We start from the raw sequence: 13186 nt of genomic DNA, 5'->3' as shown, positions 1-13186 counted from the left end.
CGTTTCGTTATTCGCGGCCTGAAAAAGCGGCTAATAAATTCAGTAAGCTTATAAATAAGTTATAGATTGAAACAAATAACGTCACGGTTGCTGAGATGTAGTTTCTTTCTCCACCATGAATAATTTCACTGGTTTGAAATAGAATCAATCCAGAAGAAATTAGAACAAACGCGGCGGATATAACAAGCTGTAAACCAGGAATGTTAAAGAACAAACCGGCTAATATCGCAAGAAAAGCCACCATAACGGCAACGAATAAGAAGCCGCCTAGATAGCTGAAATCTTTACGAGTGGTAAGCGCATAGCCTGACAAAGCAAAGAAAATGACGCCAGTACCCCCTAAGGCGGTGGCGATAAGTTGCGGGCCATTTGAGAATGCCGCAATATAAGCATTTAACACTGGGCCTAAGGTGTACCCTAAAAAGCCAGTAAATGCAAAGACGCTCAGCAGACCCATAGGGCTATTACGAAGCGCGTGGGTTAAAAACATTAAGCCATAAGCGCCAACAATCATTAATAAAGGATTAACGGGCTTGGCGTTCATAGCAAACGATAAAAAAGCAGTAAACGCGCTAAACATAAAGGTCATGCCAAGCAACAGATAGGTGTTTCGTAATACCTTATTGGTTGCTAAAGCGGATTCCGTTTGGCGGCTTAACACAGATACGTCATTTCGATTCATGTGAAACTCCAGATTATTTATAGTTTATTGTAGCATAAATGGGGACATTCCATTGGCTTTTCAAGTCTAAAGGGTTGCATTCTTACTAGCAAGCCCTATCGGGTTTATTAGCAGGCCAATTTAGACAAAAAAAGGTAAGAAGTTGAAAGCTTCCTTGCACCATATGATTTTGTTCTAAATCATAGTTCATAATCAGTTGATCCGCTAAAAAAAAAGCTAACCAAAACGTGATGCTGACTAGAAACGCGCGTTCGGCTTTTTTGTGCCAGACTGCAGTGGGCTTAATCAGTGAACACGAAGCTTGAAGAAAGAGAAGGGCAATTAAGCTACTCCAGATTATAATTCCAGCGTAAAAAATGGGAGGTAGCCAACTAGGGAGAGAATAAATATTCAGCGACTTTAAAAGAAACGGATAATTTAAATCAGGCGCCCAAGGTTTTGATAACCAATGAATATGGCTTAAAAAACCAGCGATATCCGTCCATGCGGCAATCAGCCACCATAGCGCCCAAAAAATAATAATAATTTTCTTTAAAGATTCCATAGCTTAATCAGCAATAATGCCCTTACAATAGTTAAGGATTAATTTTAGGAATAGTCTATGAGTCATGTAGCTGTAGTGCAAATGATATCATCTTCTGACGTTGATAAGAATTTAAAGGAATTGGAAGGTTTTTTTATTAACGCTCATGAGCTTGGGGCAGAACTTTTGGTGTTACCGGAGAATTTTGCGTTCATGGGGTTAAATGAGCGAGATAAATATGCGGTTGCCGAGGAGGATGGGCACGGTGTCATACAAAATACCGTTAGTAATCTTGCGAAACAGTATGGTCTTTGGGTTATCGCAGGTACCATACCGCTTAGAACAAACTCCGAGCGGTTGAAATCCGCTTGCATCGTATATGATGCAATGGGGATGCAAGTTTCGCGGTACGATAAAATTCATTTGTTTGATGTTCAAATATCTCAAGAGGAATCTCATAAAGAGTCTGCTACGATTGAACCAGGGGAAGCCGTGGTTGTTGTGGACACCCCTGTTGGGAAAGTTGGGCTCAGTGTTTGTTATGATTTACGATTTCCTGAATTATTTCAGCTATTATTATTAAAAGGCGCTCAAATTTTTTCAGTGCCGTCTGCATTTACTGCTATCACCGGTAAAGCCCATTGGGAGGTAATGCTAAGAACGCGGGCGAGTGAGAATTTATGTTACGTGCTAGCCGCCAATCAAGGTGGACGCCACGATAACGGTAGAGAAACCTATGGGCATAGTATGATTGTAGAACCCTGGGGACAGATACTTGGTCTTCACGAACACGGTAAGGGTATGGTTGTAGCGAATATTGACTTAGAACGTCAGAATCAGCTTCGTAAACAATTCCCATGTAATGACCACCACATCTTAAATAAGGTAACGGCATGAAGGTAAACGCTTTATCTATAGCTAAAGATATTCTATTAAAACCCGCTTCGCTAGATGAATCAGGAATTGAACAATTATTAAAGATTCTGAGGGCGAAACGAATTGATGATGCGGATTTATATTTTCAAAGTTGTAGCTATGAATCTTGGTACCTAGAAGATTCAGAAGTTAAAAGTGGGAGTTATTCAATCGATCGCGGCGTTGGGATTCGTGCGGTTAGTGGTGAGAAAACAGGATTCGCCTATTGCGATGATATTATTATGCCTGCCATGGAACGAGCCGCAGATGCCGCACGTTCGATAGCTTTTGGTGGCCAAGCTTCTACTCCTGCGATTCGAATCGCTACCTCGCCTATTACTCGATATTCGAATATTAATCCCATTGATTCCCTGACTAAGCCTGAAAAAATAGCTTTATTGCAATCCATTGATAAAGAAGCTCGCCGCTTAGATCCGCGAGTAAAACAGGTGAATGCTTCATTAAGTGGTGTTTATGAAGTGGTCATGGTGGCTGATATGAACGGTCAAATGATTGCTGATATTAGACCTTTAGTCAGCATTAATGTGAGTGTTATGGTCGAAGAAAACGGTCGTCGTGAATCTGGGCGTTGTGGTGGCGGTGGCCGCGTTGCGCTTTCTTATTTTACTGAAGAAGAACGAGCGCTTGGTTATGCTCGTGAAGCGGTTAGAGAAGCCTTAGTTAATCTGCAAGCAGAAGATGCTCCGGCGGGTTTAATGCCGGTCATCTTAGGGCCGGGCTGGCCGGGAGTTTTACTGCATGAGGCAGTTGGCCATGGCTTAGAAGGCGATTTTAATCGCAAAGGCCTTTCTGCTTTTTCAAATCGTTTGGGAGAACAAGTCGCAGCCAAAGGAGTCACCGTGGTTGATAACGGTACTCTAGAACATCGTAGAGGTTCATTAACCATTGATGATGAAGGAACGCCCTCGCAGTGCACAACCCTTATCGAAGATGGCAAGCTCGTCAACTATATGCAAGATAAACTCAATGCTAAATTAATGAACATGAAATCGACGGGTAACTGTCGAAGAGAGTCCTATGCCCATCTTCCTATGCCACGCATGACCAATACCTATATGCTCGCGGGACAGCATGATCCAAAAGAGATTATTCAGTCGGTTAAAAAAGGACTCTATGCGGTAAACTTCGCAGGAGGACAGGTGGATATAACCTCCGGACAGTTTGTGTTTACAGCGAGTGAAGCGTACCTCATCGAGGATGGTAAAGTCACAAAACCCGTGAAAGGGGCGACTCTTATTGGTAATGGACCTGATGTGATGAAAAAAATCAGCATGATTGGAAATGATTTAAAACTGGATCTTGGTATTGGAGTTTGTGGGAAAGAAGGACAATCAGTCCCGGTTGGGGTCGGACAGCCTACCTTGAAAATAGATGCCTTAACCGTAGGTGGAACTCGATAATAACTTGAGGTAAGGTATTGAAGTATAAACAATTATTGCGTTTTACCGGTTGGTATTTTTTAGCAAATACACTGGTTTTTTGGATCTTGGGCTATAGTTTTTTAAAGTCCATTTTATTACACGACACACTCTATAAAACCATGATTGCCGATTTTTCCAGTGTCATTGGTAAAAGTGTCGTCTTAAGCTTTACGTTGATTAATTACCTCAGTTACATGATGTTGCTGGCTTTTATACCGGCGCTGCTTGTGATCGCTTTGATTGCATTAATTCCTAATCGACGGGTTATCCTGCCTTTTAGCGCGTTAGTCGCGACTATTTCTGTTCTATTTCTTTTGATGGATAGCCAAATTTACTCTATGTTCAAGTTCCATCTAAATGGAACCATTATTCATTTTATTATGAGCACGGATTGGGGAGGCTTGTTTGGTTTTTCCGAGGCGGAAATTTGGGGTTTTATCGGAGTAATTGTTCTGATATTAATCCTGGAATATCTATTAGCAGGTTTAATTTGGAATCAAGTGATTGTGCCTGCTCGCTTCACAGCAGGTCGACTCATTGTTTTAATTTGGTTTGGTGGGATCTGTGTGAGTTACTTCACCTTAACCATGTCCATTGTGCATTATAATAATATCTTCAGCCAACAAATCCCTAATCTGCCTCTGTTCAGTAAACTCTATGCCTACGTTTTTCCTTCATCAGACAGTAAGAGAATGATTTATAACTGGAGCGAGCAGTTTTTTATTCAACCACCATTCTCGAATGAGCCATTAAATTATCCCCAAAAAGCCTTGCGCTGCAAAAAGCCAAAGCACCCAACCAATATTATTTTGATTATGGCTGATGCACTTCGTTTTGATACGGTCAATCGTCAAGTGATGCCGCATGTAAGTCAATTTGCGGAACAACGTTGGCAATTTCAAAATAATTTGAGCGGAGGAAACTCAACCCAAGCCGGACTATTTTCGCTCTTTTATAGCTTGCCTAGTAGCTATTGGACTGCGGCTAAAACGGAAAGAAAGGCTCCTGTGTTAATGGATGTGCTTAGAGAAAATAATTACGACATTAAAGTGATTTGGAGTTCATTTATTACTCCTCCCGCGTTTGATCAAACCATTTATTTGAATGTGCCTGATCTGAATGTAGGTGGGGCTTTGGGTAATGATACGGCTGAAAAAGATAAAAACACGACGGATGAAGCACTACGCTATCTCTCCAATGCCAGGCCACAACAGCCATTTTTTATGCATCTGTTCTATGATGCCACCCATAGCTACTGCCGCAAGCAAACGTATTCCAAACCGTTTCAACCAGCTAAAGAAAATTGCCTAAGATTTGGTATTTCGGATGAATTGGAGCCGTTACCTTATTACAACCGCTACTTGAATGCGGCCCATTTTTTGGATGCTGAAATTCATCGTTTACTGGTTTATTTACAGCAAAATGGTTATTATGAAAACAGTATTGTTATTATCACATCAGACCATGGCGAGGAATTTAATGATAATCAACAAAATTACTGGGGGCATAGTGGAAACTATACCCAAACCCAGGTGCATACCCCAATGATTGTTCATTGGCCTGGCGCAATTCCCCAACGATTCAACCATCGAACAAGTGGGTATGATTTGGTTCCGACGTTACTACAAGGGTTATTTTCTTGCGAAAATCCGATTTCAGATTATAGTATTGGTCAACATTTATTAAACAAACATAACCGCGATTCGTTTATCTTAGCGGGAAGTTATGTCAATATGGGAATTATTGAATCAGATCGGTTGACGACACTCGAGGCATCGGGCCATATTAAAATCACCAATCCTAAAGCCAAAGTAGATGAACAAGCGATCCCCAGAACGCATATTATTCATCAAGCGTTAAATTTAATGAGGACTTATTACAAAAAATAGGGCATTTCAGGAGAATAACGATGAAAGGAAGCTCCGTTGTTGATATTTTGTTAAATCATGAAAAAGAACATGCTGATCGCATCTATTTAAGACAACCACGTCACGGCAAGTGGCATGAGTATTCCTGGGAAAAGACTTTAAAGCAGGCTAGGCAAGTCGCTCAATTTCTCAAACAAATAGGGCTAAAGAAAGGCGCACACGTCTCGATTTTTTCTAAAAATTGCGCGGAATGGTTTATCACCGATTTTGGCATTACTTTAGCTGGCATGGTTAATGTTCCTTTGTTTGCTAATCAGCACGAAGAAAGCATTGAGTACGTTTTGGATCATGCCGAAGTTAAGTTGGTGTTTCTGGGTAAACTCGATAATCACAATGAAGTACGGCAATACATTCCAAACGATTTGATGACGGTTGCGTTTGATTATCATCCCGATATGGACGCTCAGTATCGCTGGGTTGATGTGTTAGGCTGTGAACCCTTAAAGGAAGTCAAAAAACCCGCGCCTGAAGATACCTATACTATTATTTATTCCTCCGGAACCTCAGGAAAACCCAAAGGCGCTGTTTATACGCACCAGGCCATTGCGAACTATTTGGCTATTTTTCCAGAAGACATCAATCGACTCGCACCATTAGATCATTATCATTTATTATCCTATTTACCTTTGGCACATGTCTATGAGCGCTCTGCAATCCAATTGGGTAGTATTGCTATTTCAAGCGATGTTTCTTTTGTGCAAAGCTTGGATACCTTCGCTGAGAATCTCCGGGAAGTCGAACCTTCATTATTTGCAGCCGTTCCGCGAATTTGGGGCGTATTTCAGAATAAAATTGAAGAAAAAATTTCTTCAGGTTTGCCGCATGTGTTATTGCAAATTCCATTTCTTTCAAAATTAGTGAAGCACAAGGTTAAACAGCAGCTTGGTTTGAGTCGAAGCGAAGGAAACATTTCTGGTGCGGCGCATTTACCGCTATCGATTTATAATTTTTTTGATAACTTAGATATTCCAATATTAGAAGGCTATGGCCAGACGGAAAATTTTGCTTATGCAACGTTATCTTTACCCGAAGAACGCAGGCCAGGTTATGTTGGAACCCCAAGACTAAACGTAGAAATTAAAAAGGGTAAGGACGATGAGCTGTTGATGCGCTGCCCTTGCTTGATGAAAGAATTTTATAAAAGCCCTGAGCAAACAGCAGAAGCATTCACTGAAGATGGGTGGTTGAGGACGGGTGATATCGTTGAAATTGATGAACAACAGCGCGTTAAAATTTTAGGCCGATTGTCGGAAAATTTTAAAAATCAAAAAGGTGAATTCATCGCGCCTACTCCAATAGAAAAAGCGTTTTCCGATAATAATCACATTGAGCATCTCTGCCTTGTTGGCAAAGAGTTGCCCAGTAATGTGATGGTGGTATGTTTGACTGAAGAAGCACGCAAAAAGCCTGAAAATGAAGTCCGTGAGCGACTTAGGAAAACGTTAAAATCAGTGAACCAGGACTTAAAAGGATATGAAAAAATTAGTCATGTGCTCGTCGTTAAGGATACTTGGAACGTCGAGAATAACTTTTTAACGCCCACCTTAAAAGTTAAGCGGCGAGAGGTTGAATCGGAATATGAGAAAGAGATTCAAAACGTGATTGAGCAGTCTGATACTATCGTTTGGGAATAGATTTGTCCGCTGAACTTCAAAGGCATTAGGATTGATTTGAAAGTTTCGTTAAAAGCGCTTTTATTTCATGGATGCGTTCTTCATGGGTGGTGCTATCGAGGTTGAATTTTAAGCGGTTCGGCCCTTCCATCTGATAGCGGGTGGCGTGGACTTGGATCAATTTAATTAAGACACCGGCATCAATGTTAGGCTGATCGTTAAATTCAAGCTTACCGCTTTGCCCTGGGGCTTGAATTCGAGTTACGCCAAGCTCATTGGCTAGTAATTTTAATTCGGTAATCAAAAATAAATGCTTGATTTGCGGGGGTAGCAGGCCGAAACGGTCAATCATTTCAATTTGTAACTCGCGCAATTGTTCTTTGTCTTTCGCATTGGCGATGCGTTTGTACATGATTAATCGGGTATGAATATCGCCAATATAATCCTCTGGAATAATGGCGCTTATTCTTAAATCGATTTCAGCACCCTGATGAAGCGGAGCAGATAACTCGGGGGTTTTTCCTTCTTTTAAATCCTCCACGGCTTTATCCAGCATTTCCATGAACAAATTAAAACCAATGGCTTGCATATTCCCGCTTTGCTCTTCGCCAAGCAGCTCTCCGGCACCGCGAATTTCTAAATCATGCGTGGCTAAGGTAAATCCTGCTCCTAAATCTTCAAGCGATACAATGGCTTCAAGGCGTTTTACGGCATCTGGCGTTAAAAGCTCTTTGGAGGGGGTTAATAAATAAGCATAAGCTTGATGGTGCGATCGCCCAACACGTCCTCGTAATTGATGAAGTTGTGCAAGTCCAAATTTATCGGCACGATCAATGATGATGGTATTGGCGGTAGGGATATCAATACCAGTCTCAATAATTGTTGTACACACTAACACATTAAAACGATGGTGGTAAAAGTCCGACATGATGCGTTCTAATTCGCGCTCACGCATTTGTCCATGGGCCGTATGGATTTTTGCTTCGGGTACGAGCGTTTCTAGCTCTTGCCGAATCCTGTCAATCGTTTGAATATTGTTATGTAAGAAAAAGACCTGGCCGCCACGTAAAATTTCTCGCAAAATCGCTTCGCGAAGAATGCTGTCGTTGCGTTCTTGCCAAAAGGTTTTAATCGCCAATCGTTTTGCCGGCGGTGTGGATATCAGCGAAATATCTCGAATTCCAGCCATGGCCATGTTTAGCGTTCGTGGAATTGGTGTTGCCGTCATAGATAAAATATCTACGTTCGTCCGTAATGATTTAATATGTTCTTTTTGTTTCACACCAAAACGATGTTCTTCATCAATAATCAACAAGCCTAAATTACGAAACTCAATGTCTTTTTGAAAGAGTTTATGGGTACCGATGACGATATCAATTTGGCCATTTTTAAGATTGGCGATTACTTTTTCCGCTTCTTTTCCACTGCGAAAACGGGATAAGAGTTCAATGTTCATGGGGAATTCAGCGAAGCGATCTCTAAAATTCTCAAAGTGCTGACCTGCCAGCAACGTGGTTGGAACAAGCACGCATACCTGCTTCCCATTTTGAACGGCTAGAAAGGCGGCGCGCATGGCGACTTCCGTTTTACCAAAGCCTACATCACCACAGATTAAACGATCCATTGGTCGCGGTGATTGCATGTCTTGAATGATTTGTTGAATGGCAAGCGTTTGATCAGGAGTTTCCGTAAACGGGAATCCACTCGCAAATCGTTGATAATCATTGGGAGAATAGTCATAGACAAAGCCAGGCTTTGCTTCCCGCTTTGCATAGATTTCTAACAACTCGATGGCAATATCATGAATTTTCTCCGCGGCTTTGCGCTTGGCTTTTTGCCATTGATCCGTACCGAGTCGATGCAAGGGGGCGTGTTCACTATCGGCGCCAGTATAGCGACTAATGATATTTAAAGAAGTCACCGGTACGTAGATTTTGTCTTCACCAGCATAAGTAAGCATCAAAAATTCATTGATCATCCCACCGCTTTCAATGGTTTTAAGCCCCTGATAACGGCCTACGCCAAATTCTAAATGAACCACTGGCGCACCAATCGATAGCTCGGCCAAATCCCGAATAATTAAGTCTGGATCAACCGATTTTTGGCGGCTTTGCCGCTGAGGAATGGCTTGTTCACCGAATAGCTGTGATTCTACTATGATGGCAAGCTTAGGTAGCTCGGTTCCATAAATAAGTGGGCCAACCAGGATATTAAATGGTGCATTATCCAGCAAAAAGTCATGCCAAGAGGCTTGGGGTTTAAGCTTGAGGGAACTGGTTTTTAATAAATCCAAAATCACTTCGCGACGCCCCGCACTTTCGACCACAAGCAAATATCGTTTTAAAGGATCTGCACAGTAGTCAACGAGTTGCTTTAAAGGTTGGCTGGATTGGCGTTCCACTGGTAATGGAGGCGCTTTTTCTACGTCAACGTTGTAACTGCCTTTCTTTTCGGAGGGTTTATGCTGAACTCTCAAGGAATGGAAGACTTTGGCATGCGTAAAAAACTCAATCGGATTTAGGAAACAATATTCGGGCTTGAGAATAGGGCGGGATACGTCGTAGCTTCGCTGACCATATCGTGTGGTCACTTCTTGCCAAAAAGAGTCGGCTTGCTCGTGAACGTTTTCTACCAAACAGAGCTTAGCTTCTGTAGGCAAGTAATCAAATATAGTGGCGGTTTCTCTGAAAAATAGGGGTAGATAGTAATCAATACCACTTGGAAATTGTCCGTCACTAACGGCTTCATAAATCGGACAGTTGCTGGGATTAACGGCGAATTGTTCGCGAAAAGCGCGGCGAAAGTGGGTAATGCTTTCATCATTTAAAGGAAACTCTCGGGCAGGAAGCACTTGTATTTCATTTATTTTTTCAATGGTACGCTGTGATTCTGGCTCAAAACAGCGCAGACTCTCGATTTCATCATCAAACAGCTCGATTCGAAAAGGCGAGTTGCTTCCCATAGGAAAGACATCAATAATCGAACCTCGCACGGCAAACTCCCCATGCTCCAGCACCTTGTTAACCACATAATATCCGGCATGCTGTAATTGATGCCGAAAGTGCTCAACGTTTATGGTTTGCCCTGCTTTGAGCATTAAAACGTGTTGATTTAAAAAAGAGGGGGGGCATAAGCGATGCATTAAGGTATTAACAGCGCTGATAACGATTGCATTGGTGGCATGTTGCAAACGGCTTAGACAATATAGCCGCTGAGAGATAATATCCTGATGGGGTGAAAACTGATCATAAGGTAACGTTTCCCAATCAGGAAACATTAACACTTCTTGCGCTGTATCTTTAGGTAAGAAAAAAGAAAGCTCCGCTTGAAGCTGTGCCGCACTTAGATTATCCGGGGTAATGATGAGTTTAATGCCTGATTCTTGTTGCGCATATTCGGCAACAGCCAAGGGTAAGGCGCTCCCATAAAGCTGACCCCAAACGTTTTTGGATGGTGGCTGATTTAAGAGTAACGCTGGTTTAAACATTGAACATCTATACCTATAAAATTTTTGGATTATATACCCAATCAACTTCAAAATGCGACTGGGCGAAAAAGAAAAGCTTACATCACGCATTATGAACGATCGCAGAGTATAGACTATACTACCAGTTGACATAATGGTTTTTGGAGAAAACTATGAGCAATGGGTAGATTATCATTAGATAAGCATCGCTTTTTTATTTGCTTCATGGAGTTTTGTCTCATTTGCCGATGTAAAAAGAGACACAATTTTGCATAAGTTTAAAACCGAAGCGGGGGTGGAATTTCGCTGTATAGTGCATCCAAGTGACATAAACAAAGCAAAGGACCTTAAAGAAGGTGAGAAGGTAGAACTTATATGTGCCTCTTGCCAACTGCGACATAACAAAAAAGAATTTGACCTACCGGAAGCTCCCGATGCGCTTGAAACCTTATTCCCCTGATATAGGCGTGGTATCTGGAAGCAGGCGTAGCCTGGGAGTAGGTCCAAAGGTCCGTATCCCAGGGTTACATTCTGATGCCAGCGTAATGAGTAATTAAAATCATCGTCTAGCAGTTTCCACACAGCATGTAAATGATCGGGCAATACAACTATAGCCTCCATAGTCAAAAATTAGTCGATAAAACACTCTGATAATGACTCAAATAACTGACTGCAAACCCAGAAATAAGGCCAAATAAATGGCCCTCCCAGGATACGCCTTTTTTTGCTGGGAAAATGCCGAAAAAAATTCCTGCAAAGTAGTAGGCGCTTAGTATCCCTAAAATGATAGCCGTTACTGTACCTTGCTGAACAATATCACCAACCAATAAGGCCCAGTAACCGGTGATAAGACCGCTGGCTCCAATATGGAGTCCAGGCTTGCCAAAACACCAAAGTAGAAATCCACTACTCACCGTGATGAGGAGGGTCACCATTAAAAAATAAGTTAGGCCGTTAATTAAAATAAAATTACTTAACACCACTAATGGAATGGAATTAAAAAAAATGTGATTAAAATTTCCATGCAGCAAGGGTGCAAACAGGATGCCTGTGAGTCCAGGAATTGTTCTTGGTATAATTCCAAGCAGTAAAATTCTTGGTTGAAATAAACTGATAATATAAATGGTCCAAGGAATCAAAAGAATGATGCTTAGCATCTCTAAGTTAGCTTGGGTTTGTTGAATGATTACGTCTAAACTGGCATTAATTTGTTCAAGCATGAATAACTCGTTTAGGTTAATTTTTTTTCGTGACGGTTCCGGTAATCTTTCCTTTGGCTAATCGTACCGTAATTTCATCGCCAAGAGGAACGTTTTGACTATCCATGAGCACCTGATTGCCATGAGTCACAATCGCATAACCTCGTTCTAAGGTTGCTAGTGGGCTTACGGCTTGTAAAGTCGCTTTCAAATGAGCCATTGTTTGATGGCGCGCGGCAATAGAATCATTTATTTGGCGAATGAGTTCATTTCCTAAGAGTAACAATTGTTGTTTAGTCTCCATTAAAACACGTGCAGGACTTTGGGCTAAAAGACGCGCTTGAAGCAACTTAAGTTGGTGCTGTGCTTGCGTTAGAATTAGGTTTAAAGCGCGGAATAAATAACTTCGTAGATAATCTAGGGTCTGCCAGTGGCTTAAAATTAATTGGCCTGGTGACGTTAGTGTTCTAATTTGATGATTAAGTAAGAGCCTGTTATGGCTTAAACTTCGCGACATCGCGCTGACTAAGCGCGATTTTAAGGTCTGAATGATGAGCGCTAAATCCTCGCGGTTTGGTGTTACCGATTCTGCAGCAGCCGTTGGAGTTGCGGCTCTTAAATCCGCGACAAAATCAGCAATGGTAAAATCGGTTTCATGCCCAACTCCACACACCACTGGAATGGTGCTTTTGGCGATGGCATAAGCCAGTTGCTCGTCATTAAAGGCCCATAAATCTTCTATACTGCCCCCGCCGCGCACGAGTAACAACACATCACACTGTCGTTCCTGATTGGCTTTTTCTAACTGTTTAATTAATTGAATAGGAGCGTTCTTGCCTTGCACTTCGGAGGCATATAATTTAACGCTCGCTAAGGGAAAGCGGCGAGAAAGCGTGGATAGAACATCCTTTAGGGCTGCTCCTGTCGCTGAAGTAATGATTCCAATGACGTCAGGGAATCCAGGGATGGTTTTTTTGCGTGCAGGTTCAAATAGCCCCTGGGCTTGTAGTTTGGTTTTTAGTAGTTCAAATTGGCGGTATAAATCACCCAAGCCGGCTTCTTTTAGAGCGTGAACAATCAGCTGAAAATCGCCGCGAGCTTCATACAGGCTTAATGTGCCATTCGCAATTATTCTCATGCCGCTCACGAGTGATTTTAATCCGGTAGCATGACGATTACGGAAATAGACGCATCGGAGCTGGGCGTTGGCATCTTTCAAGGTAAAATAAAAATGCCCGGAACTCGGTTTGCTTACATTAGAAATCTCACCTTCAACCCATACTTCTCCAACTTCGTATTCGAGAAGGGAGCGGATATGACGATTGAGTTCAGTTACGGTTAGGATAGGGGGTTTTTCTAGCATCAGAGTCACTGTGTTGAGTTTTTCACATGGTATCAAACTCTATAGTTCAGTCAAT

9 protein-coding genes are annotated in these 13186 nt (G+C 41.9%); 4 read left to right on the top strand and 5 right to left on the bottom strand.

What is annotated here, in order from left to right; all coding sequences use genetic code 11:
- Positions 1 to 7 precede the first annotated feature (7 nt).
- Positions 8 to 682 (bottom strand): Bax inhibitor-1/YccA family protein, encoded by a 675-nt coding sequence (locus E1O47_RS02830; RefSeq protein ID WP_133129758.1) that lies wholly within the window; start codon positions 680 to 682, stop codon positions 8 to 10.
- An 85-nt stretch (positions 683 to 767) separates the two neighbouring features.
- Positions 768 to 1226: a hypothetical protein gene (locus E1O47_RS02825; protein ID WP_133129757.1), complete on the bottom strand. Its 459-nt coding sequence runs from the start codon at positions 1224 to 1226 to the stop codon at positions 768 to 770.
- Positions 1227 to 1283: 57 nt separating this feature from the next.
- On the opposite strand from E1O47_RS02825, the gene E1O47_RS02820 reads away from it, so the two are divergent.
- The 4 genes from E1O47_RS02820 to E1O47_RS02805 are packed head-to-tail and all read left to right on the top strand — an operon-like array spanning position 1284 to position 7124.
- Positions 1284 to 2102 (top strand): carbon-nitrogen hydrolase family protein, encoded by an 819-nt coding sequence (locus tag E1O47_RS02820; protein WP_133129756.1) that lies wholly within the window; start codon positions 1284 to 1286, stop codon positions 2100 to 2102.
- Positions 2099 to 3541 (top strand): metalloprotease TldD, encoded by a 1443-nt coding sequence (gene tldD / locus E1O47_RS02815; protein WP_133129755.1) that lies wholly within the window; start codon positions 2099 to 2101, stop codon positions 3539 to 3541. Before E1O47_RS02820 ends, tldD begins: the two co-directional genes overlap by 4 nt.
- A 17-nt stretch (positions 3542 to 3558) precedes the next feature.
- On the top strand, positions 3559 to 5451 hold the full coding sequence (locus tag E1O47_RS02810; RefSeq protein ID WP_133129754.1) for a DUF3413 domain-containing protein: 1893 nt from the start codon (positions 3559 to 3561) through the stop codon (positions 5449 to 5451).
- 20 nt (positions 5452 to 5471) lie between these two features.
- Entirely contained in the window at positions 5472 to 7124 is a 1653-nt protein-coding gene (locus E1O47_RS02805; protein WP_133129753.1) for an AMP-binding protein, read from the top strand.
- A 25-nt stretch (positions 7125 to 7149) separates the two neighbouring features.
- Here the strand turns inward: E1O47_RS02805 and mfd are convergent, their stop codons facing one another.
- From mfd to xseA, 3 genes are all read right to left on the bottom strand, one after another.
- Positions 7150 to 10590, bottom strand: a complete 3441-nt coding sequence (mfd, locus tag E1O47_RS02800) for a transcription-repair coupling factor (RefSeq protein ID WP_133129752.1) — start codon at positions 10588 to 10590, stop codon at positions 7150 to 7152.
- Positions 10591 to 11192: 602 nt separating this feature from the next.
- Positions 11193 to 11789, bottom strand: a complete 597-nt coding sequence (locus E1O47_RS02795; protein ID WP_133129751.1) for a rhomboid family intramembrane serine protease — start codon at positions 11787 to 11789, stop codon at positions 11193 to 11195.
- A 16-nt stretch (positions 11790 to 11805) separates the two neighbouring features.
- Positions 11806 to 13131, bottom strand: a complete 1326-nt coding sequence (gene xseA, locus E1O47_RS02790; RefSeq protein WP_133129750.1) for an exodeoxyribonuclease VII large subunit — start codon at positions 13129 to 13131, stop codon at positions 11806 to 11808.
- Positions 13132 to 13186: the final 55 nt, after the last annotated feature.

Origin of the sequence: Legionella yabuuchiae, assembly GCF_900640115.1 — a bacterium.
In the GTDB taxonomy this organism is placed as follows: Bacteria; Pseudomonadota; Gammaproteobacteria; order Legionellales; family Legionellaceae; genus Legionella_A; species Legionella_A yabuuchiae.
The sequence above is the reverse complement of the archived record's forward strand: the minus strand, read 5'-3'. Positions and strand labels throughout refer to the sequence as shown.

Coding starts and splice junctions, on each gene's coding strand:
- E1O47_RS02830 (WP_133129758.1), bottom strand. CDS start 682: ATGAATCGAAATGACGTATCTGTGTTAAGCCGCCAAACGGAATCCGCT.
- E1O47_RS02825 (WP_133129757.1), bottom strand. CDS start 1,226: ATGGAATCTTTAAAGAAAATTATTATTATTTTTTGGGCGCTATGGTGG.
- E1O47_RS02820 (WP_133129756.1), top strand. CDS start 1,284: ATGAGTCATGTAGCTGTAGTGCAAATGATATCATCTTCTGACGTTGAT.
- tldD (WP_133129755.1), top strand. CDS start 2,099: ATGAAGGTAAACGCTTTATCTATAGCTAAAGATATTCTATTAAAACCC.
- E1O47_RS02805 (WP_133129753.1), top strand. CDS start 5,472: ATGAAAGGAAGCTCCGTTGTTGATATTTTGTTAAATCATGAAAAAGAA.
- mfd (WP_133129752.1), bottom strand. CDS start 10,590: ATGTTTAAACCAGCGTTACTCTTAAATCAGCCACCATCCAAAAACGTT.
- E1O47_RS02795 (WP_133129751.1), bottom strand. CDS start 11,789: ATGCTTGAACAAATTAATGCCAGTTTAGACGTAATCATTCAACAAACC.
- xseA (WP_133129750.1), bottom strand. CDS start 13,131: ATGCTAGAAAAACCCCCTATCCTAACCGTAACTGAACTCAATCGTCAT.